24 protein-coding genes are annotated in these 21,654 nt (G+C 48.5%); 13 read left to right on the top strand and 11 right to left on the bottom strand.

The features are described from left to right. Window positions 1-327 precede the first annotated feature (327 nt). From QL223_RS00470 to QL223_RS00455, 4 genes are all read left to right on the top strand, one after another. The gene (locus QL223_RS00470; RefSeq protein WP_281543531.1) at window positions 328-1,407 is read left to right on the top strand and encodes an ROK family transcriptional regulator; all 1,080 of its coding nucleotides are present in this window, start codon (window positions 328-330) and stop codon (window positions 1,405-1,407) included. 21 nt (window positions 1,408-1,428) lie between these two features. After that, window positions 1,429-3,216, top strand: a complete 1,788-nt coding sequence (locus QL223_RS00465) for a beta-N-acetylhexosaminidase (RefSeq protein ID WP_281543530.1) — start codon at window positions 1,429-1,431, stop codon at window positions 3,214-3,216. Continuing rightward, the gene (locus tag QL223_RS00460) at window positions 3,213-4,010 is read left to right on the top strand and encodes an AAC(3) family N-acetyltransferase (RefSeq protein ID WP_281543529.1); all 798 of its coding nucleotides are present in this window, start codon (window positions 3,213-3,215) and stop codon (window positions 4,008-4,010) included. Before QL223_RS00465 ends, QL223_RS00460 begins: the two co-directional genes overlap by 4 nt. A gap of 201 nt (window positions 4,011-4,211) precedes the next feature. Next, window positions 4,212-4,451 carry a hypothetical protein gene (locus tag QL223_RS00455; protein ID WP_281543528.1) on the top strand — a complete coding sequence of 80 codons (240 nt, stop codon included), beginning with the start codon at window positions 4,212-4,214 and terminating at the stop codon, window positions 4,449-4,451. Window positions 4,452-4,503: 52 nt separating this feature from the next. Here the strand turns inward: QL223_RS00455 and QL223_RS00450 are convergent, their stop codons facing one another. The 9 genes from QL223_RS00450 to QL223_RS00410 all read right to left on the bottom strand — a co-directional run bounded on the left by QL223_RS00450 (window position 4,504) and on the right by QL223_RS00410 (window position 11,208). Further along, entirely contained in the window at window positions 4,504-4,902 is a 399-nt protein-coding gene (locus QL223_RS00450) for a GFA family protein (RefSeq protein WP_002538202.1), read from the bottom strand. Between the two features lie 142 nt (window positions 4,903-5,044). After that, window positions 5,045-5,593 carry a hypothetical protein gene (locus QL223_RS00445; RefSeq protein WP_002538201.1) on the bottom strand — a complete coding sequence of 183 codons (549 nt, stop codon included), beginning with the start codon at window positions 5,591-5,593 and terminating at the stop codon, window positions 5,045-5,047. A 216-nt stretch (window positions 5,594-5,809) separates the two neighbouring features. After that, entirely contained in the window at window positions 5,810-6,994 is a 1,185-nt protein-coding gene (locus QL223_RS00440; RefSeq protein ID WP_281543527.1) for a tetratricopeptide repeat protein, read from the bottom strand. Further along, the gene (locus QL223_RS00435; protein WP_002538198.1) at window positions 6,991-7,650 is read right to left on the bottom strand and encodes an energy transducer TonB; all 660 of its coding nucleotides are present in this window, start codon (window positions 7,648-7,650) and stop codon (window positions 6,991-6,993) included. Before QL223_RS00435 ends, QL223_RS00440 begins: the two co-directional genes overlap by 4 nt. Continuing rightward, a complete protein-coding gene (locus tag QL223_RS00430) occupies window positions 7,650-8,054 on the bottom strand; it encodes a biopolymer transporter ExbD (protein WP_281543526.1) in 405 nt (134 codons plus the stop codon). Before QL223_RS00430 ends, QL223_RS00435 begins: the two co-directional genes overlap by 1 nt. After that, window positions 8,051-8,602 carry a MotA/TolQ/ExbB proton channel family protein gene (locus QL223_RS00425; protein ID WP_046304216.1) on the bottom strand — a complete coding sequence of 184 codons (552 nt, stop codon included), beginning with the start codon at window positions 8,600-8,602 and terminating at the stop codon, window positions 8,051-8,053. The genes QL223_RS00430 and QL223_RS00425 overlap by 4 nt, the downstream gene beginning before the upstream one ends. After that, on the bottom strand, window positions 8,599-9,933 hold the full coding sequence (locus QL223_RS00420) for a MotA/TolQ/ExbB proton channel family protein (protein WP_281543525.1): 1,335 nt from the start codon (window positions 9,931-9,933) through the stop codon (window positions 8,599-8,601). The genes QL223_RS00425 and QL223_RS00420 overlap by 4 nt, the downstream gene beginning before the upstream one ends. Then, the gene (locus QL223_RS00415; protein WP_281543524.1) at window positions 9,930-10,700 is read right to left on the bottom strand and encodes a DUF3450 domain-containing protein; all 771 of its coding nucleotides are present in this window, start codon (window positions 10,698-10,700) and stop codon (window positions 9,930-9,932) included. The genes QL223_RS00420 and QL223_RS00415 overlap by 4 nt, the downstream gene beginning before the upstream one ends. Window positions 10,701-10,830: 130 nt before the next feature. After that, complete coding sequence (locus tag QL223_RS00410; protein ID WP_281543523.1) at window positions 10,831-11,208, bottom strand: DNA-binding response regulator; 378 nt, start codon at window positions 11,206-11,208, stop codon at window positions 10,831-10,833. 251 nt (window positions 11,209-11,459) lie between these two features. Between QL223_RS00410 and QL223_RS00405 the strand changes: the two genes are divergently transcribed. After that, a complete protein-coding gene (locus tag QL223_RS00405; protein WP_281543522.1) occupies window positions 11,460-11,789 on the top strand; it encodes a hypothetical protein in 330 nt (109 codons plus the stop codon). Between the two features lie 118 nt (window positions 11,790-11,907). Then, on the top strand, window positions 11,908-12,189 hold the full coding sequence (locus QL223_RS00400) for a VF530 family protein (RefSeq protein ID WP_281543521.1): 282 nt from the start codon (window positions 11,908-11,910) through the stop codon (window positions 12,187-12,189). A gap of 219 nt (window positions 12,190-12,408) precedes the next feature. On the opposite strand, the gene QL223_RS00395 is transcribed toward QL223_RS00400, so the two are convergent. Beyond that, window positions 12,409-12,537 (bottom strand): hypothetical protein, encoded by a 129-nt coding sequence (locus QL223_RS00395; RefSeq protein ID WP_281543520.1) that lies wholly within the window; start codon window positions 12,535-12,537, stop codon window positions 12,409-12,411. A 127-nt stretch (window positions 12,538-12,664) separates the two neighbouring features. Here QL223_RS00395 and QL223_RS00390 point away from each other — a divergent pair, with 127 nt between their 5' ends. From QL223_RS00390 to QL223_RS00375, 4 genes are all read left to right on the top strand, one after another. Further along, window positions 12,665-13,939: an amino acid deaminase gene (locus tag QL223_RS00390; RefSeq protein WP_281543519.1), complete on the top strand. Its 1,275-nt coding sequence runs from the start codon at window positions 12,665-12,667 to the stop codon at window positions 13,937-13,939. Between the two features lie 219 nt (window positions 13,940-14,158). After that, the gene (locus QL223_RS00385) at window positions 14,159-15,469 is read left to right on the top strand and encodes a molybdopterin-dependent oxidoreductase (RefSeq protein ID WP_281543518.1); all 1,311 of its coding nucleotides are present in this window, start codon (window positions 14,159-14,161) and stop codon (window positions 15,467-15,469) included. Between the two features lie 4 nt (window positions 15,470-15,473). Further along, the gene (locus QL223_RS00380) at window positions 15,474-16,133 is read left to right on the top strand and encodes a c-type cytochrome (protein ID WP_281543517.1); all 660 of its coding nucleotides are present in this window, start codon (window positions 15,474-15,476) and stop codon (window positions 16,131-16,133) included. A gap of 193 nt (window positions 16,134-16,326) precedes the next feature. Then, window positions 16,327-16,506, top strand: a complete 180-nt coding sequence (locus tag QL223_RS00375; protein ID WP_281543516.1) for a hypothetical protein — start codon at window positions 16,327-16,329, stop codon at window positions 16,504-16,506. A gap of 300 nt (window positions 16,507-16,806) precedes the next feature. Here the strand turns inward: QL223_RS00375 and QL223_RS00370 are convergent, their stop codons facing one another. After that, window positions 16,807-18,339, bottom strand: coding sequence for a cytochrome c peroxidase (locus QL223_RS00370; RefSeq protein ID WP_281543515.1), 1,533 nt, complete (start codon window positions 18,337-18,339; stop codon window positions 16,807-16,809). A gap of 158 nt (window positions 18,340-18,497) precedes the next feature. On the opposite strand from QL223_RS00370, the gene QL223_RS00365 reads away from it, so the two are divergent. The 3 genes from QL223_RS00365 (at window position 18,498) to QL223_RS00355 (ending at window position 21,636) form a co-directional block, all read left to right on the top strand. Further along, window positions 18,498-19,994: an ATP-binding protein gene (locus tag QL223_RS00365; RefSeq protein WP_281543514.1), complete on the top strand. Its 1,497-nt coding sequence runs from the start codon at window positions 18,498-18,500 to the stop codon at window positions 19,992-19,994. Next, window positions 19,987-20,658: a response regulator gene (locus QL223_RS00360; RefSeq protein WP_002538178.1), complete on the top strand. Its 672-nt coding sequence runs from the start codon at window positions 19,987-19,989 to the stop codon at window positions 20,656-20,658. Before QL223_RS00365 ends, QL223_RS00360 begins: the two co-directional genes overlap by 8 nt. A 510-nt stretch (window positions 20,659-21,168) precedes the next feature. Next, entirely contained in the window at window positions 21,169-21,636 is a 468-nt protein-coding gene (locus tag QL223_RS00355; RefSeq protein ID WP_281543513.1) for a DUF302 domain-containing protein, read from the top strand. Window positions 21,637-21,654 lie beyond the last annotated feature (18 nt).

Raw genomic sequence — 21,654 nt, 5'->3', positions numbered from 1 at the left:
AACATAACCAGAGAGTGAATGATGTATCGGAAAGCAGGGGTATCTTGATGCTCCCATGTTTCAGTGACATGAAAATAGAGTCACTGTTTCATGACACTGGCGCCCACGAACGCGCCTAATTTTCCCATTAACATTTGGTTGCATCCTAAGATGTCACCACTCGAAGGTATTTGATATTCAACTCGCTTATTTCAAAATCAATTCGACTCACTTCAATCTATTGAATTTATGTAGTGAAACACGCCGTGAATTCTGGGCATTTCGTTGTTTTTTTAAACACCACCAATAACATATTCGATAGTTAAGTTGTTTTTGGAAACTAAAGCCTTGTCGATCAAGTTAAGCCGCACGACAAATACGGCTGGCATTATCAATTCCCTTTGGCAATCTCCGGGCGTCTCACGCATTGATGTCGCAGCCAAGCTGGGGTTGGATAAATCCACCGTCACCAAAACCGTCAATCACCTGCTGGATATCGGGATGATCCTCGAGCAACCGCAAATGGTAACGGGTAAAGGCGGTCGCCCTAAGGTTTCCCTCGTCTTCAACCCCGACTTTGGTGTGCTCATCGGTGTAGATGTTAACTCTGACACGTTGAAAGTTTCCGTCGTCAACTTGCTAGGCCAAGTCGTTTATCACGACATGTTACCCATAGACACTCAGGCTTCTATCGATAAGGCCCTGTTGGATGTCCTCGTTCCCTGTGTCGATACCATACAAAAACTGTTTCCGCGGATTCTCGCCATCGGTATTGGCATGCCGGGCGTGATCGACCCCGATAAGAGCCAGCTGTTGGTTTCCCATGCACTGACTGCCCGTACTAACATTAACTTCGCCAATCAGTTCAAACGCCTGTTCCCCTACCCTGTTTTTCTCGACAATGACGCCAATTGCGGAGCCTGGGGCGAATTGATGCAACAACGCAGCCTGCCTTACGATCATTTCCTCTATGTGCTGCTTTCTACCCACCATGCCCGGGAGCTTTACCATCGTCTTGGCATTGGTGTTGGCGTTATCCTCAACCGCCAACTCTTCTACGGTGAGAACTATATGGCGGGCCAGTTCAATAGCCAGCAGCTAATGCGCGGCGCAGAGCCAACACCCACGGTGATCATTGAAGAGTTCTCTTCCCTTGCTGTAAACCTTTGCAGCTTGATGAGCATCCGCCGCATTGTTATTGGCGGCAATGGCCTCTCTTTCGGTTCTGAGCTGGCGTCTTCCCTTCGCAAACACAGCGACGCATTGACCGGCTCTCTGATCGTGAAACCCAATATTGAATTTTCGTTGCTGGGGCCACAGGCCGCAGCGATGGGCGCGGCCTCAATGGCCTGGCAAAAGTTGCTTACACCAGAACTAAAACTGGCAGAGAGCCTAAGTCTCAAACAGAACGGTAATCTTTCAATTTAGGGTTAATGACAAGGACGTCTGATGGTAACCATATTTCCTGCACCAAAACGTTATATCGCTGGATATGCCAGTAAGCGTATTTGTGTTTCAAGTTTTTTGACGACTTGCCCGGTTAATTTTGGCGCAAAATTGCATCATGCAGCGCTCACTTACCGACACGACCCTTCTTTACAGGAACAAGGTTTTAGAATCAGCTTTGCTGACAACAGTGTTTTAATTGAATACAGCGATCTCGAAGGTATTCGTTACGCACACCTTGCGGTCAACCAATTGATAGAGACACAAGCGGTCGTCAGAGAAGACGCGGTCATTGAAGATTGGCCCGATTTCCCAACACGCTCAGTATTGCTGGACATCAGTCGGGATCGCGTTCCAACCATGGAGACGCTGAAAAGGTTGATTGATTACTTCAGTGCCCTACGCTTCAACCAATTCCAACTCTATACCGAGCACACATTTGCCTACCAAAAGCATGAAACGGTATGGCGCAACTATTCGCCGATGACAGCGGAAGAAATCCGGGAAATCGATGCTTACTGCCACCAGCAAGGCATCGAGCTGGTGGCAAATCAGGCGACGTTCGGGCATATGGAAAAGTGGCTGTGTCACCCTGAGTATCAACATCTGGCAGAGCAAACCAGCGGCTTTTTGGATCAACGCGGTGACTTCAGGGCCGGTGCCTTTGGCTTAAACCCCATCAGCGAACAAACCGCAGAATTTGTGGACGGATTACTCTCAGAGCTCACGCCCAATTTTTCCAGTGATATCCTGAACATTAACTTCGATGAAACCATGGATTTGGGGATTGGCGCGAGCAAATCCGCCTGCGAGATTTTCGGCAAAGGAAAAGTATTCCTAAACTATCTCAACACGGTGCTCAAAATCGCCGAATCAAAGGGAAAGCAATGTCAGATTTTTAGCGACATGCTTTTCCGCTACCCAAACCTTATCGATCAGTTGCCCAGCAATCTCACTTTACTGAACTGGGGCTACGAAGCAGACCACCCCTTCGATGCAGAGCACAAGCAGTTGGCGCTGTTCAGATACCCATTCCACGTCGTGGTTTCCACAGACTGCTTTGCTTCTGTGGCAGGCAGATGGGACGCCGCCACGACACATATGCGTCGCGCCGCTAAATCTGCAAAACGGTATGGGGCAGAAGGCTACATGGTGACCGAATGGGGTGACATGGGACACGGCCAACAGCATGCCATGCCGATTCCTGCCTATGCTTTCGGCGCTGCCATGGCATGGGGGGAAGAGCAGCAAACTGACAGTGATATGATTATTCCACTCAGTTGGTATTACCCTGACGCGTCTGAGATTGAATTGAATGCGTTGACTGCACTGCAAGATATTTACCGAACCACCGGGATTGAAACACCTAACTGTGCCTTTTTTGGTCCCGTATTGTTTGACCAGCAATCAGGACGCCATATTAAGCGGATGAAGGGGCTCAGCACCCATAATCTTGATCACTCACTCGCTGAACTGAACAGCTGGAAGGCACGGCTCGGCCCACTCCCAGATAACGAACTGAGAAAAGACCTTCTTTGGACTATTGATGCGTTAGAGATGGCATGTCTCATTGTGAAAGGGTATACAGAGGAAGAGCATCGCCTTACACAGAATTTCAGTGATGAACGCAAACAGATGTTGCAGGCGAGTTTGCAGCCGTTGATTCAGCGTTATCGCGAACTTTGGCAAGAACATTACCGACCCGGAGGCATGATGCAAAGTAGCAGTCGTCTTGAGTATTTGTCTTCGCTTCTGACGATCAAAGAAACTGATAAGGAAACCTCCCTGTGAGTACCACAGTGAATGACATAAAGACGGCAATCGAAGCACTTAATCTTTCAGGCAAAGTCGTTTTTGCACATTGCGCAATGCGTTCGTTTGGCGGATTTGAAGGCGGCGCAGAGTGGCTGCTGGAGACTTTTCTCTCTGCCGGTTGCACCGTGGTCGCGCCGACATTTACCTATTTTCCTATGTGTCTGTCACCCGATGGTGTCGAATACTCGCAAAATGGTTATCGTGGAGAACTTGAAACAGATCCCTCTCCTTACGACGCCGATGCTAATGACATTGAGCCTTCAATGGGCGCTTTTGCCAAAGCGGTACTTAACCACCCCAAACGCTTCAGAACTGAGCATCCGATGAATAGCTATGCGGCAGTGGGTCCGCTCGCTCAAGCAGTGCTCGCACCCCAAGACGATTTCAATGTCTACGGTGTTTACCAATCTCCTCAAGCCAGAAATGCCGTTGTGCTTTCAATAGGAGTCACCCCAAACAGCATTACACCTATTCATTATGCAGAGCAATTGGCTGGAAAAGCGCTGTTCCGTCGCTGGGCGCAAACAGCCCATCGGGGCGTCGTTGAGACATGCGTAGGGTCATGTTCTGAAGGGTTTACCCATCTTCAGCCTTACCTATCAACAATCCAGTCTGAAAAACTGGTAGGGGAAAGCACTTGGACAGCATATCCACTCGAAGCGTTACTCGACGTATGTACTCAGGCATTTCGCACGAGTCCCTCCATAACACGTTGTTCTGATGATTGTCCGAGATGTGAAGATATGGCACTTGGTGGAGTTAGAATCTAAAACTACCCCCCGGGAATCAGAACCTGAACCTCCTTATTTCTGCCCTTAGCCCGAAGAGCGTGACACTGTCACCTTTTGGTTTTTTTTATGCAGTTAGTTCAAGTGAATGCATATACCAGCACTTATACTGAAAGAACTTTGACGACCTCAACTTTTATGTCTACTTTGTTAAACAAATGTAACAATAAAAGGACAAAGAGCATGAAAGGAACGCACAATAATATCAGTTACATAGTGAAGGTTAACGAAAGGGAAGATCTGGGAGGGTTCGCTGCCTCATTTTCTTTCACTTCATCTTCAGGACAAGGTGAAGCCGAATCAAAAGCCTATGAGCTCATGAACTCTGATAAATCACTATCAATATTCAAGAGTCAGGAAGATGCGACCAAGGCTGCAGAGCGCTGCGTGAGAATTTGTATCGATGATGGCTTTGTCCGATAAGCCTAAACCCAAACAACATGAAGCTAAAAAAGCACCTTTCGGTGCTTTTTTGTTATCGGCCAGGCTGCCACTCATCATATTGTGGCATGTCGTGTTCATAACTCAGCCAACTGACTTCATCTGACTTCCATATGCGAAGCTCTGGGATCTGCCCAGGATCTTCATCCAGCGATGCAACCCGCAGTGCGTGAAAGGCACCGCCCTTTTTCATTTTCACCAGTGGACTGCCGCACACCGAACAAAAGTGGCGTTTTGTGCCCGGTGAGGATTCAAACTGAGAGACTTTCTCTTCACCTTTCAACCATTGAAAATCTTCTGGAAGAACCGCCGCCGCGGTGTTAAACGCAGCCCCGTTAGATTTTCGGCAGGCACTGCACGAACAGTGCGTAATGGGTGAACTTAACTTTTTAACTTCATATTGAACAGCACCACAAAGACAGCTTCCTTTCATCGCTTCTCCTTATTGAGTCATTACCTTTCTACTGCTCCGGTAATCTTTTTATAATTCAGGCAACAATCTCATCGTTTTATTGATAAATCAACAGCATAAAAAAGGCATCTCTATGAGATGCCTTTTTTACACTTCTATCAGTTTATGCCGCTTCGGCCGTTTCCAGTTTCTGCGATTTATCAAACATCAGCTTGTAACTCATGATGCCGATAACCAGCGCCTTGATGATCATCATCTGCGGGTTGCCATAGTAAGCCGCCATACCAATAAAGCCAGATAGCAGCATCAACTTGCGATAGTTGGTTAGCGTAGTCATGTAGAGTGCTAACAAAATGATACCTAGGTCAGCGAACTGCAGTGCCACTGGCAATGTCGGATCGGCAATAAAAGCGGTAACCGCCACATAAGCAATATAAAGGATACCCGCTGCCATCACGCCACCTAACGCCAATATCACTGTCTTAGAGGCATTGGTGAAATCTTTCGCATAGCGGTAAGTGTTCAGTGAAGCAACTGAAAGGTTCAGAATAACTTTCGGCCACCAACCCATAAGAAATGCCCACAGCGTGTCATTTGCCGCCGAGCCGAACGCGGCAAAGCGGGTGAATTTCATGCTGTTGAAAATCGTGATACCAATATAAAAAGCGACAGAGGTCCATCCTAGGATTTCTGTGATGAGGTCTAACGTCATTCAGGGTACTTCTCTTACAGGCGAGCGGTTTGCTCTGGGGTGTGTTTTCCATAACCGACAGATAATCATGCCGAATCTTTAACCAATCATTAACACATTTACAGAGTGTTATCAGGCCGAAGCCTGATAATAAAGTGATATTGATGTACTAATCAACGAGTATTTTGGAATTTGTAGTGTGGTGGTGGGAAGGCTTGATGCCCAGTTAAATCAAGCCTATTTCGTTTTCTGGCTAAGGTACTGAATCCACGAATGGCTTTGCGATGATGGTTTAAGCGCATCGGCTCTTTTCGCATGGAGGAGTGCTTTATCGAGCTCATCAAGCTTGTCGTAGGCCAGCGCGCGGGCAAGCTCTACGTCTGAGGCTTTTTCGGGATTGTCGACTTTATCAAGCAGCGATAACGCCTTTCGATAGTGGCCATGTTGAAGCGACAACTGCGCAGCGACCCAGTAATACTTGGGGGCATCTGTAGCAGCACGTTCCCAGGCACCAATCGCCTTATCCCACTCTTTGGCTTGCTGCCAATAAGATGCTTCCATCACAAGGCGCGTCGTATCTTCACCGCCTTGATTCACTATCGCCATGACTGCGGCAGCTTTCTCCGGCACGCCCTGTTGCTGATAAAGCTGTGCCATCATCATCTTTTCAGAGTCGGACAGCTTTATACCTTCGCGCGTTGCCAGCACCAGAGTATTGAGCATCTGATTTTTGTCGTTCAAGCGTTGGTAACTACCCACCAGCTGTATCCACCAGGTTTTCTTGCCCGGTTCAATCGCGATCAATTGCTTAAGCGTGCGGGTCGAACCTTTCCAGTGTTTAAGCTTCAGTTGCGAACCTAATTTCAACGACAAAGAAGAGGGCTTAGCAGATGCTAGCTTCAAGTGGGCATTGATACCTTTAAGCGCTTTACTGTACTGCTCATCCTGATAATGGGCCTGAGCGATACGCAGCCATATCTCGCCATGGTCTTTGCGGGACAGTTCCGGTGTTTCTGACAGCGGATAGTAAAGCTTGAGTGCATCCTGGTAACGCGATTGAGTCATTAGCAAATCTGCCAACATACGTTCAGAATCTTGCTGCGCTTCTGCTTCCAGCACATGACTGTTCACCGCCGCATAGAGGGCATTGATGGCTTTGAGTGTCTCGCCTTTTTGCCAATAAACCACCCCGAGCATACGATTTACGAAGGCGTTGTCATAGTCGGTGGGTTTCGCTGCGCTCTCCAATGCCTCAGCGGCTTGTTGCCACTGTTCTTCCGCTTGGAATTCGAGCGCCTTCTGCAATTGCCTCGCCGTCACAGCGGATAGCTCAGCGGCATTGGAAGAAGGTAAGAACAATACGCCCACCAGCAAAATAAGCACTGAGCGACGACTCACTAATTGTTGGATGAAACGCTTCATTTTGTGAGTGCAAACTCCAGTTTTACTGTCTGACCCGGCTGAGGAACAGGTTTTCCTTCAACCAACAACGGCGAGTATTTCCATTTTTTCAGTGCCTGCAGCGCCTCTCGGTCAAAGATGCGTTTTGGAGACGCCTCGATGATTTTCAAGCCGGTGGGGCGGCCTTCTTCATCAATCGTAAAACTCACCACCACATAACCTTCAATACCGCGGCGTAAGGCTTTGGCAGGATAGCTAGGTTGAACACGCACCAGTGGCATCGCGGCCTGATTACCCTGTCCAAATGACGGCGTTAATTCGCCAACGGCTGGTGCAGGCGCAGCTTTTATCGCAGGCATGTTAATGTTCATACCATCGACCTGAATATCCATCGCAATATCCGGCATCACTGCCTGAATGGAAGGGGTGGTCGCTGCCGCTGTAGGCGCGCTCATTTGCATACTTGGCGGTGGAGGTGGAACGTCAGGCTTAGGCGGTGCAACGCGGTCACGGCGTTCTATCTCACTTTCCGGTTCAGTCATGAAAACGTCGAAAGCAAATGGCAAATCTTCGTCTTTTGAGGAACCAGAAGGTGCAGCAACCATGGTAGCCATGAGCGCGAAAAGACCAAACGCGCTCAGCAACCCCATCGGCATTGCTAATAGCATTCGCAGCATTAGGGTTTCTCCGCTGCCAACGCAATCTTCACGATGCCTGCACCTTTCGCTGCATCAATCACTTTCACAACCGTACCGCTGTAAGCGTGCTTGTCCGCCTGAATCACCAGTGATGCTTCAGGTTGCTCGCTCACCAAACGGGTCAATGTTGCCTCAACACGTTCTTCATCGACACGTGTTTTGTCGATGTAGATATCATTGTTTGCCGTTACCGCCACATAAATGCCAACGCTTTTTTGTGCGGTCGCATTGCTCGCTGTTGGGCGGTTCACATCCACCCCGGATTCACGTACAAAGGTGCTGGTGACGATAAAGAAGATCAGCATAATGAAGACGATATCTAACATCGACGTCAGATCGATTTGTGCATCTTCACGCTGTTTTTGATGACGTTGAAATCTCATGCCTGACTCCTTAGTGCCTGAGCCAATGAAGCCTCACGGCGTTCACAGGTTTTCTGCAAACGGGCATGGGCAAATAACCCTGCCAATGCGATGACCATACCTGCCATGGTGGGCAAAGTCGCCAGTGAAATCCCCGCTGCCATTGAACGGGGCTCTCCCGTCCCTTCCAGCGCCATTAAGTCAAACACAGATATCATCCCTGTCACTGTGCCCAGCAAGCCAAGCATGGGGCAAATTGCCACCAGCGCTTTCAGGAAATTAAGATTACGATAAAGCTGGGTATGAGCTTCAAACAACCAGCTTTCACGCATAGAACGCGAAACCCAGGAAGTTTTGTCTTCCCTTGATTGCCACTTAGCAATGGTTTGTTTCTTCAAGCCAGGATAAGCGGCAATCAGAAACAAAAGGCGCTCAAAGACCAACAACCAACTCAAGGCCGCCACCAAGGCTAAGCCCCATAGCACTGGGCCGCCTTGCGTCATAAAATCATTCAGAGAGAGCCACCAATCTTGAACGCTCGGCAGCTCCAGAAACGTCACTTCTGTCATGCCAGCTTCACTATTGGTCGAACGTTATTCGAGGTTTCAGATTGCTCCGCTACAAGGCTAACACCCACTTTTTCCAGCGTGCCACGCAGCGTATCTGCCTGAGTGCTTAAAATGTTGTGAGCAAGCAGAAGCGGGATAGCCGCGACCAGACCCAATACCGTTGTCACCAATGCCATCGAGATGCCGCCCGCCATAATTGTTGGGTCGCCATTACCGTACTGAGTGATCACCTGGAAGGTTTCAATCATCCCTGTCACTGTGCCAAGAAGCCCCAGCATTGGCGCCAGTGCTGCCAGCAGTTTCAGCATGGATAAGCCTTTCTCGAAATGTTGCTGTTCATCCATGATGGCTTCCATCAGGCGAAGCTCCAGCGTGTCGAGTGAGCGATCTGGCTCATTTCGGTACACATTAAGAATACGGCCTAGCGGGTTGTTACCTGGCTGCATTGGCGTTCTGATTTGTTTGGTGATGGCAATACGCGCACGGAACATGCTGAAGCCACGCACCAGTGCGATGATGAGTCCTACCGCCAACAGCGCTGCGATGATTTTCCCAACGACACCACCTTGATCAAATCGGTCTGCCAATGACGGTGTGTTTGCTAACTGTTTGATCACAGTGCCACGGGTGGGATCCACCAGTGCAAGTTCTCCACTTGGCAATGAAGAAACCGACGCGCTGTTCAGCCCCCCATCTACAACTGGAAGCTCATTAGCTTGCTGGCGGGTGCTGTCCCACTCCAGATAACCGTCATTGTTAATAAGGCCAACATTACCGAGGCGCAGCACCTCCTGAGGCGTTACCACACCGCTACCGTCACGTACACTGACGGTTTCAGACCCAATCTCACCACTGTTTTTAAGCTCTTGCAGCATGCCTTTCCAGAAAGCCCTTAACGTAGGTAAAGAAGGTAAAGATTTCGCATCGGAGATGGCATCCAACGCCTTGTCCATGTCAGGTTGATTGATGGTTGCCGGGGCATTATAACGCTCAGCATTCACTTCACGGCCCGCTTGACGCACCACGCCAAACACTTCGCCTAAGCTGCCGGTTTCCAATCGCAGTGTTTCTTCCAACGCTGCCAGCGTTTCTTCATTGGTACTGAACGTTTTGCTCAGTTGTTCCGCTTCTGTTTCCAATGCAGTTTGCTGGGCTTGCAGCTCTGCAAGTTTGGTTTTCAGTGCTTGCTCGGCCGCGTTGAATCCGGCTTCACGGACAACATTGTGCTGTTTTGATTCAGCTTGAGCGGCTTTAGTGTCACTCACCAGATTCGCCGAAGCAGGTGAACTCAGAAGTAATGCACTCAGCACCAATATGGAGAAGTTTTTCATTGTGCTGCCTCCTTCACCATAGAAATAGACAATGGCAAGGCCATCAGTGTAGGAGGCTTCTTTTTATTGGCGACATCAAACGCTTGTTGAATGGCTTCGTAAGCTCGCTTATCAACCGGTAGCCATTTAGTGGTCGACTGATCGTAGAACCAGAAAGCATCACCATTGAGACTTCTCGCCACGAGAGACAGACGCCCAAGGTGCAAAATGTCGACATCTCTTTCGACACCATCCAGAGGCAGCGTTTCCTGATAGATGCCAAGCTTAGCGCCGTAATCCAGTTCGATTTGGTAGGCTTCGAGAATGCGACGGAATTTTTCCGCATCTGCCACATCGGCGCGTGTCATCAGGGTTTTCAGACCATCCACGCGGTTTTGGCGCTGTGCTGATTTAATAGGAAGATCCTGACTGACCCAGACATCGAGATCATCAATCATGCGATACATCAGAGGGACAATACCCTGACGTGTCTGAGCGATCTCTTCCAACTGCTGGTTAAGGCTTGCCTGTTCCTGTTCCTGATTTTCAACCAAGGATTTAAGATGATTGCGGTAAAGCGTGAGATTCTCAATTTCACGCTTCAGCTTTTCAATTTCCGCTTTGGTTGATTGGGCTTGCTCATCGCTGACATCAATACGTTGTTGCGAGGCCGCTGCCGCTTTCACCGTTTGGGTTTCAATAGCAGCCGCTTTATCAATGTCCGTTGCTTGGGCAAGTAAGGGCAGGCTTAACAAGGTCACAGCGCCGAAGCGCTTTACAGCATTCATGAAGTTGTGTCTCTCTGGGCGTAAAGCATAGTGTAAAACAGCACACATATTTCAGGGTTAATTGCCAAACGGATTTTAATCCACCCGGCAACTGGCGTCAGAACTATGTGCGTCAGATACCCTCACTCCGTCAGACATCGACAGGCTTAGGCGGTGTATTGTCATAAGCAGTTTTAGCGGTTTCCCATAACTCATCTCGGGATGACGTTGCGCTGACCAAGCCGTTAACCCCCGCATAATGCAGTGTTGATAAATCCTCAGCACTGGTCTGCGGCAGCATCACGACCAAAGGCAAAGACGTTGACTGACGAAGCCTTTTTACATCGGTCACGCAAGGCAAAGCACCTTCTCCTGCCAACAGGATCATATCGAACCGGGTCTGGCTCAGCGCCCGCTCGGCCTGTTTAACATGAAGCACTCTTGTGACCTTACAGCCATGCTCGGCAAGTACACTTTTCATCCAGCCACAAGGCGACAGCACATTTTCGATAAGCAGCAGTTCACGCATTGCATTCAAAACCGCTAATGATATTCATTCTCATTACTATCTCACATCCCAAGTCACAAATACAACTCAATTTATTTGGACTATTCCCCTATTTCTCTCTGATTAAGAGTAACTTACTGTTTTTAGATCTTGGTCTCATATTTTCGCTATTTATAAATTTGAAACTATTGATAACACAATGCCCAGAAGCGTAGACTTTACGCATTAATAATTAGAAACTTAATTTCACTTCAGTTGGTATGAATAGCGCTATGTCTAACAACAAACCTTTAATTATTGCCACCGCAGTGTTGCTGGTTGCGATGATTGCTCTGACACTTTCTTCCATCACCTATTCCAGCAAAATCTACACAATCCAGATTCAGAAGCAGCATGAGAAACTGCTAAAAGATCCTGAAGATGCAAAGATTGCCGATCTGATCGGTCTGGCAGACATTTGTGAAGACATCCGCTTCAGCGGTACGCTTTCTCTGCACATGAATGACGAAGATACCTTTAGTATTCAACGTGCCTGTGAAGACATCAAAACCCGTCTTCGCATGAACCAATTCAGCGACCAAAGCCTTTCAATGCGTCGCTAAGTTCAGCCCCGCTGAAACATAAAAACTTAGACAGAGGCTTCCGAGCCTCTGTTTTTCGTTGAACAGCCCCACTCATTGTGGCACATTCGCCGCTGTCATTACCTATTCAAGCAGTATTATGGACCATCAACCAAACAACCCGCTTCATGGCGTGAAACTCGAACAAATCATCAACAAGCTGGTGGAACACTATGGTTGGCAGGCACTTGGCAATGAAATCGCCATCAACTGCTTCCGAAGCGATCCTTCGGTGAAATCCAGTCTGAAATTTCTGCGCAAAACACCTTGGGCGCGTGAGAAGGTCGAGCAACTCTATGTCGACACCTTCGCTGGCAACGCAACGACCGAAAAAGCCGATCCTTGGGCTGCCGCACTCAAAAAACTAGATAGCGACGCCTAGGTTCTATTAGCCTTGGTGGCTAAGTTTTGTGCTTGCAAAAAGCACTTTTAGCAGAATGCTATGGGAAGCGCTGATCCCTCAGTTGCCCAAAAGCACAGTCGTCACTACTAGACTGATCTTTGGCAAACATTCCGGTTGGCGGATCACATTGTATCATCGTGAATGTGAACATCGATAAAGCCGGGAGCCAGCACCAAACCTTTCCCGTTTATCTGCTTCTCAGCGGAGAGAGCCCGGGCTGCTGATGGCTTCTTTCCGGTCATCCTTCACTGCCACATCGGCCTCAAAGGCTGGCTTACCTGAACCGTCAATTAGATTTACTCGACTTACCACAACATCGAATTCCATCGATCTGTCCTTGTTGCTTGTCGAATTGGGAGAGATTTGCTGTAGCCAGCACCGCATCGAAGCCTTAGTATTTTGAGTACTTATCAGCCAGCGCGATGGCATACAGTGGATGTTAGGAGAATAAGGAATGAGTCACTCTGCGGAACAACCTATTGATAACTATCAAGTGTCACTCCAAAAAAACTTCCCGTCGGGTACAAAAGGTATTTGGGCTGAACAGAAAGACGATGGATGTTACAGCCTGACTTTGGAAGAGATCAGCCTACCCGCAGCCGTCATATTGCAAAGCGCGGTCGATAGCAATATCCAGTGGATGCAAGCGTTCGCTGATCAGCATCAGGTTAAATTATGTCCTCATGGTAAAACCTCCATGACACCTTACCTCTTCAAGCGCCAACTTGAACAAGGCGCCTGGGGCATGACAATCGCCACACCAGCTCACGCAGAAGTTGCAGCCATGACAGGCGCACAAAACATCATCATGGCCAACCAGTTGGTGGGGAAAGCCAACATGGCCGAGGTTGCCAGACTCCAATCCTGCTTCGATGTGAATTTCTACTGCAGCGTTGATTCAACATTGAATGTGGAGCAGCTATCGAGCTTCTTCGCAGAACGTGGCCAGCAAGTGAATGTTTTTATTGAGTTGGGTGTCGCTGGCGGACGGTGTGGGGTGCGGGGAATTGAAGCAGCGACTGAGCTTGCTAAATGTATTCATCAATTACCTGGTACAGCCCTCGCAGGCGTCGAAGTCTATGAAGGCGTCATTTCAGGTGACGATGCCGAAGCGCGTGTCCGTGCCTTCATTGCCGAAACTGCTGAACTTGCGAAATCCCTCAAAGATCAGGGGCTGATTGACACCAAAGATGCCATCGTCACTGGTGCAGGTTCGGCTTGGTATGATGTGGTGGCAGAGACCTTCTCCCAATGTAACGACTTACTCCCTGTTATCCGCCCCGGCTGTTATCTCACCCACGACACCGGTATTTACGATGTTGCGCAGAAGAAGGTGATGGCCCGTGCAGAGAAAAATCAGGGAGTCGCTTGCCGCTTGGGTGGCGATTTGAAGAACGCGCTGGAGGTATGGGCTTGCGTGGTTTCTACTCCAGAGCCGGGCAAGGCAGTGATTGGTATGGGCAAACGTGATGCCTCCTATGATGCAGGATTACCTATTGCAGAGCGCGGCTTCCGAAACGGCTCGCCAATTGATATCAAAGGGTTGACGGCTACCGCCGTGATGGATCAGCACACCTTTGTCGATGTCCCAGAAGAATGCGATTTACAGGTAGGTGATGTCATCGCTTTTTCCACGTCACATCCTTGCCTGACTTTCGATAAGTGGCGCTATATTGCGTTAGCTGATGACGACTTTACTGTTGAGCATTGGTTACCCACCCAATTTTAACTTCCTAAGATGCTCACATCGGTGAGCATTTTTTTGTCTCTATACGCATCTAACGACTTTCTTCCACCGTCCCTTTGTTTGTACCTCACTGTTTTATCGGTTCCGAGAGATCCGTCTCTCCAGGTGCTGACTACGCTTTTTGCAGCACATTTAAAACGGGCTTGTAGATGAGTAACTGACACTAGTTACCGGGATGTTGGCTAAAAGAAGGAACGCAGCATGAAAGAAGACAAAAACGCACCAAAAGGTATCTACGAGTACTACGAAAAAAATCCAGAAACAGCGGATGGCAAAGTGTTCGGAAGGGTTAGTTACCCAGACAGACGAGGCTTTTTGAAAGGCGCAGGGTTAGCCACTATGGCAGCCGTGTTGGGAGGAGCTATTCCCTTTCACCGAAATATGCCTGCGGGCATGATTCCCGCCGCTTTTGCAGAAGGCCTTGAAGATGTGGTGATTGAGGGAAAAGACGGTTTGACCGTTTTAAACGACAGACCCATGAATGCAGAAACGCCACCTCACCTTTTGAACGATGACATCACACCCACCACACGACACTTTATCCGTAATAATGGTATTCCCCCAACAGATGTCGATGCAGATAGCTGGACACTGACCATTGATGGTCTGGTTGATAAGCCGATGACGTTGACCATTGGGGATCTTAAGAAAAACTTCGATGTGGTTGAACAGCAACTCGTGGTGGAATGTGGAGGCAATGGCCGCGCTTTCTTTGAGCCCAAAGCCAAAGGCAACCAGTGGACTTACGGTGCCGTGGCATGCTCAAACTGGACAGGCGTTAGGCTCGCAGATGTGCTCAAAGCCGCGGGTGTTCAGGACGGCGCCGTATACACCGCACACTACAGCGCTGACAAACACCTTTCAGGGAAAGCAGATAAGCTCCCTATCTCCCGAGGATTACCCATTGCTAAAGCGATGGGTGGAGAAAATCTGATAGCCTTTGAACAAAATGGCGAACCGCTTCACCCAATGAACGGCGCACCACTTCGTCTGGTGGTCCCAGGATGGCCAGGCTCCTGTTCACAAAAATGGCTAACACGCATTCAGGTAAGGGATCAGGTTCATGACGGCCCGAAAATGACGGGCAAGGCTTACCGCGTTCCCAACCGTCCTGTCGCACCGGGCGAGAAAGTGGCGAAAGAAGATTTCGTCATCATTGAGCGCATGCCAGTGAAGTCGCTCATCACATCACCACAAACCAACACTGAAATCAGTGGTAACGAGTTAATGGTGAAAGGCCACGCCTGGTCAGGAGACCGCAAAGTAGACAGCGTACAACTCTCCACAGACTTCGGAGCAACATGGATGGATGCGGATTTATCAGATCCGGCAAATGAAGGCGCATGGCAAACCTTCAATGCTAAGGTGCAATTCCCCCAACCTGGCTACTACGAAGTGTGGGCAAAAGCCACTGACGACCAAGGCGTCAGCCAGCCCTTCGCCATTGCATGGAACCCCAAAGGCTATCTCAACAACAGCTTTCACCGTGTTGCAGTTGTTGTGAAGGGGTAAGTGGATGCATGGATTCAACATCATTGAGCGGTTTAATCCGCTCTCTCTATCATTGCTTTTTATCTTCAGTACTGCGCTTTTCGCCAATGAAGAATTGATAGCGTCAGGAGAACAGCAAGCGCTGGTTTGCAAAGCCTGTCATCAGGTAGGGCCTGATGGTGTTGCGGTTGTCGGCCCGCCCCTGTGGGGGTTGGCGGACCGTAATATCGCCTCTTTTGAAGGGTTCAACTACAGCGGCGGGCTCATAAAGCATCAAGGGCAATGGGACGCAGAAAAGCTTGATGCCTTTTTGCAGTCTCCAGCAACATTCGCTCCGGGTACCAATATGGTGTTTCCCGGTGTTGAAGACCCGGGTGCAAGGGCTGCCATTATTGCCTGGCTTGCCAGTAAAAATCCGAATCCTCCACTATGGACAACCGCTGCCGCGGGAGCTCCTGTGAAGTCTGTTGGAGACGGTATTCTGAAACCCGGAGAAAACATGGCACTGGTTGCTGCTGTTTGTTCAGCCTGCCACTCACTTCATCTTGTCGTCCAGCAAGGTTTGAGCAAAGACAGCTGGGATGAAACCCTCGAATGGATGGTGGATGAGCAAGGCATGGACGAATTAGATCCTGATGATCACGAAGCAGTACTGGTTTATCTCTCTACGTACTACGGTTTATAAATCCCACCGCTGGAGACGTTTGTCATTATTGGCAGACGTTTCTATTTTCCAATTCAAATCTCACCTCCCGCAGCCTTGAATACTTCAACTTACATAGCAACGTTATTTGCCTCAAAAAAGCCAACAGTTTGCTAGATGCTGGCCACCTTTGCGTATATACATTGTATATCTAATGGCGATACGGATTTTGTACATGGCCAGTAAAAAGAAAAGCGACACCAACAGAAAAGACAGCCAACTCATCATCCGGATCAATGGCCAACAAAGGGATGAATTCGTGTCGCTCTGTGAAGAACTGGACAGTTCGGCGGCACGGGAAATTCGCAAGTTTATTAAACAGTTCCTAAAGGAAAATGGGTCAAATGGCCTTTAACAGGAGTTCTTCGGATTAAGTTGTACCTAAGGGCTTCATTTAAGAAATAAATGGAGATTGCATCATGGCAAAGTCAAAGAAAGAACTGAAAAAATCACTGAAGAAAGCAAAAGCGAAAGTGAAGAAAATCAAAAAAGCGCTTAAGAAAGCCTAAGCTTTTTCTCGCTCAAGAAAAAATGCCCCATTCGGGGCATTTTTTGTTTCTGCGGTCACCCTTGGCGTTGAAGGTCAAAGTTCCTTTTTCCAGAACAATAACCTGGTCAAGAGAGAATCTTGCCAATTCGGGGCAGTATTTAAACACTATAGTGGCGACCCAAACTGGTCAGTCGCAATCAGTACATTATCATCGGGGTTATCCACCACTTCATCTGCAATCCACGGGCTCATGCAGTCCCTGTCCCTCACGCAGGGATCGGTCAGCGCATTCAGAAACGCTTCGAGTTGGTTTCTCTCGTTGCCGTTAATATTAATGTTGCCAAAAAGCGATGTACCTTCATCCTGCTCATCATCCAACTTGTTCAATGCGCGGAATGAATTCTGGCGGGCATCGGGGTATAGACTGGTGCAACCCGATACATTTTCAAACTGCGGTAAATCGCATAATTCACCGTCATCAAAGAAGTCATCGACGGTATTTCTGGGGTTATTGTAGTGACGAAGCACATCATTCAAATCAGCATACGCGCCAGCATGACCATAAGGCGCGGTCACTGCGACGTTTAATAATGAGGGTGTACGGTAGCGATACCTGTCGTCACGATCTCCAGTGATGGACTCACGGCCAAAATCGTCATCATTCCCTACTCCTTTGCCTGGGCCAATTTGCGGAAAGCCAATGGTGTGCTGTTGACCATCACTAAACAGCGACCCACTGTGGCAGTTTACACAGCCTCCGCCATCGTCGTTTGTTGAGGTATAAAACAGAATGGCTCCTTCAATGGCATCATCACTTAACGCGCTGGTATCTCCATCGAGATAGTTCTGCCAAGGCGAATTCACAAATACCATGGAGCGTTGATACTCAGACAGAGCCAAAGCAATGTTGTCGAAAGTAATCAGTGTTGCTGCGCCATCACTGCTGCTAAAAGCAACCTGAAAAGCCGTCAGCCATTCGTTAGTAACAAGTTCGCCAACACCTTCACCGTAGTCGCCGATCCGTGCGGCAAGGTGGTCGCGAATTGAATCATTGGTTTCCCCAGACTCAAAGGTGGTGTCTTTCATCTCTTCATCGGATGTCACTGGAAATCTAGCCTGTGCCATAACAAGGTTGTTACCCGCATTGGTATCTGCAACACCAAAACCGGAATCCGGCGTACTGATGCCAGAGACTGAACCATTTTGCCCAGCCTCTTTGCCTAGACTTTCGACACGAGAATCCCAAAACAAGCTGGTATCCCAAAGCGCGACATTGAAAACGGTTGGGCTATTTCTCGGAACATCTGGCAGATTGTCCCCATCTACCCGACCCTCTCCCATGACCTCCGGCTGTATCGCATTGACACCAACAGGAAGGCTCAGTCCATCAGCACCACCCAACATGGGGTGATGGCAGCTTGCACATGCTACGTCCTGATCGCCGCTCAAGCTTTTACTGAAGAACAGCTTTTTACCGAGCTGAGGAAGCGGATCACTGATATTAGGAAATGTCCTGCCCGACAATGGGCTCTCCGCTAATCCCAGACTCTCGATTATCCCCGCCAGTTCAGTTTGTTCTGCTGTCTGCATCGTTTGGGCACTGACTTCATCACCGCCCTCGCCGCCACACCCTATCAACGCACTACTACATAACATCAGTGCAGCCCAATGACTGTTATTATTTGCTGCAATTTCCATTGTCTTTCCCCTAAACACACCTGTGCTTTCTTAGGTTACAAAGGAAAAGTGCAGGCCTTGTGCAAGAAATGTGGATCAATTGTGCAAGTTGGCCACGAGGTATTCGCAGCGACACCACTCAACTTATACTCTTGTTAAGTCAAAGAATTGGAGTTTTCATGTCACTGTTTGTCCGCTTATGGCTTAGTTTTCTCATTACGTTGGGTGCGATTCTCATGCTGCTCTACATCGCTATTCAATGGAGCTTCGACCAAGGTTTAATCCGCTATATTAATCAACGTGAAGCCGTCGTTTTCCAAACATTGGCTGACAACATCAAGCACTTCCATGAGTTAAATGGCAACCTTTCCCTCATTGAGGAAGAACCCTATTACTGGCACCAACTTGTGGAGAGTTCAAAGCAAGGTGAAACCCTCACCGATGAGTTGATGGCCAGCTGGGTGATGAGCATGCTTTTTGAGCCAGATAACGCTCGACGGCCGCCACCAAGGAGCAGAGAGTTTGGCAGCAAACCACCGCCACCTCACGAGAGGAAGCGGGGTCGACATCCTCCCCCACAAGATCAACTTCGTGTCTCTCTGCTCAATGAAGATCACGTCCCCGTCAAAGGACCTTATAAGAAAGACTTCTCAACATTACCCATCACTGCCGATGGCACCCTAATCGCTTACCTTGCCTGGCCGCCATCCAAGGTGCCGGAAGCTTCTTATGACGTAGCTTTCGCAGAAAGCCAGAAACATGCATTTCTTTTGTTAGCTCTGGTTGCGCTTTTGTTGGGTGCCATTGCTGCTCTGTTCTTCTCAAGAGCTTTTATTCGACCTGTCACCCAGATCGCCTCGACCACAGGGGAGATCGCAAAAGGTAACTATACTGCCCGCACGAAGGTTTATGGAAAAGACGAAGTGGCCAAGTTAGCGGCTGACATTAATACGCTCGCAGCCACACTAGAGTCCGCAGAAAGTGCCCGCAAAGAGTGGTTAGCCAGTACAGCTCATGAACTCAGGACGCCTCTATCCATCATCAAAGGAGAATTCGAAGCAATCATTGACGGAATCCGACCTGCGAACCAAAAAACGTTAGCCTCTATTGAAGAAGAGATCGTTCATCTACAGAAATTGATCGAGGACTTGTATGAGCTGACAAATGCAGACATAGGCGCGTATCGCTACAAAATGTCTGACTTGGATATCAGCGAACTGGTGAAAGAATCCTGTCGGCGACGCGCGCTTCAAATGCAAAAGCTTGGGCTAAATCTGGAATGGGAAGTAGGCGATGAATCAATCTGGATTGACGGTGACGAGACTCGAATACAACAGCTTATTGAGAACCTGCTGAGCAATAGCGAGAAATATACCGATTCTCCGGGCACTGTTCGATTATCTCTGGCAAGAGAACATAACCTAGTTAGTCTGATCGTCGAAGACTCCGCACCCGGCGTACCAAATGAATCTTTACCCCGTTTATTCGAAAAACTCTACCGGGTAGAAAGCTCAAGAAACCGGGAAAAAGGCGGTTCAGGCCTTGGGCTCGCTATCGTGCATAAAATTGCCGAAGCGCATGCTGGAAGTATTCAGGCCAGCCACTCACCATTAGGCGGGTTAAGGATTACCGTGAATTTACCCAATGCCTTTAACTCAGGAAAAGAGCATGGCTAAGATACTTGTTGTTGAAGACGAACCTAAAATTTCTCAACTGATCACAGACTATCTCCTTCAAGCAGGCCACGACGTTACCCAACAGTTTACTGGTGCTGAAGCGGTAGATTGGGAGCAAGTTCATCGGCCGGATTTGATTTTGTTGGATCTGATGCTGCCAGAGAAAGACGGACTGACTGTATGCCGTGAAATCCGACAGCAAAGTGATGTTCCCATTATCATGATTACCGCCAAAGTCGAAGAGATTGATCGGTTACTCGGATTGGAGTTGGGTGCCGATGACTATATCTGTAAACCTTTCTCCCCCAGAGAGGTGGTTGCCAGAGTAAAAACCGTGCTTCGTCGCCTTGGAAATCAGACGAACCAACAAGAAACCCCAAGTAATCTGGAGCTCGACGAGTCACGTTACATCGTGACGTTCAAACAACAGGAAGTGGCATTAACTGCCATCGAGTTCAACCTGTTGAATCTTCTATACAGCGACCCTGGGCGGGTATTTTCACGACAGCAACTTATCGATAATATTTATCAAGATCATAGAGTTGTCAGCGAAAGAACCGTTGATAGTCATATCAAAAAGCTGCGCAAAAAACTCAATGCTATCAGTGCTGAAGACGAAGTCGTGCAATCCGTCTACAGCGTCGGCTATAAGCTGGTACTTTAAACACCTTGCGTAGGGGCTGTTGACCTTTGGTGGTTGAATTTTGTTCTAGCCCTAAGCGTTTTAGGCGCGGCGAGGTTTATGCCGCCTAGTAATTCTAAGCAAATCCACCTCAACAAAGCATAAAACGCTTAGGGAAGAACCCTTCGGGCAGCGTTTGTGGGGACTTTCTCCTGCGTTATCGGCTTCTCATGTAGGCCTGCTACATTTCGAAGCCTCTGCCTTGCATAAAATCCCCACAAACTGCTGCAAAAACCATCACCAAAGAACAACAGCCCCTAGAATCCAACATTTGATTCTCAGTCATTTAAGTGACTTCTAAAACAATTTGCTAGTCTTTATGTGTCGGCATGCAGTTCTACTTCATCCATTTAAACGTGATGAATGGTGTCTTCTGCATACCTAACTATTCATTAACACTGATTTATTGGCATTTACCCATTGATGACAGTGCACATGAGGGGTTAGGTATTGGCGATTATTCAATTTGGTATTCGTAAAAAGGATTCAGCTATGAAATTGAACATCCGACTTTTTGCGTTCATTGCTGCCTTCGTTAGCCTGCCTTCAACGGCGCTGGAAGGAATGGTTCAGGTACAAAGCCAATACGATGTACGAACCACTGCAGACCGTCTTATAGCGGCAGTAAGAGCGCATGGTTTGAATGTGATAGGCCGTATTGACCACGAAGATGGTGCGCGAGAAACAGGCAGAGACTTGCGTCCTACGGAATTGGTCATTTTTGGGAACCCTAACGTCGGTAGCTCTCTGATCGAGTGTAATCAGACCGCTGGTATTGACCTGCCGCAAAAAGCCCTGATATGGGAAGACGATGATGGAACTGTCTGGCTTGGTTATAACAACCCCGCCTATGTCGTTAAACGCCATAGGTTGGATAAATGCGATTTGGCGGTGAGGAAAGTAGAGAAAGCGTTGGTGACTCTAGCAAGATTGGCCACGCAACCAACGCCTCAGCAATAAAAAGGCGTTCTTCAGGCA

The sequence above is a fragment of the Grimontia sp. SpTr1 genome (assembly GCF_947387585.1).
Lineage (GTDB): Bacteria > Pseudomonadota > Gammaproteobacteria > Enterobacterales > Vibrionaceae > Enterovibrio > Enterovibrio indicus.
Note: the sequence above shows the minus strand (reverse complement) of the source record. Positions and strands in the feature narration are given on the sequence as shown.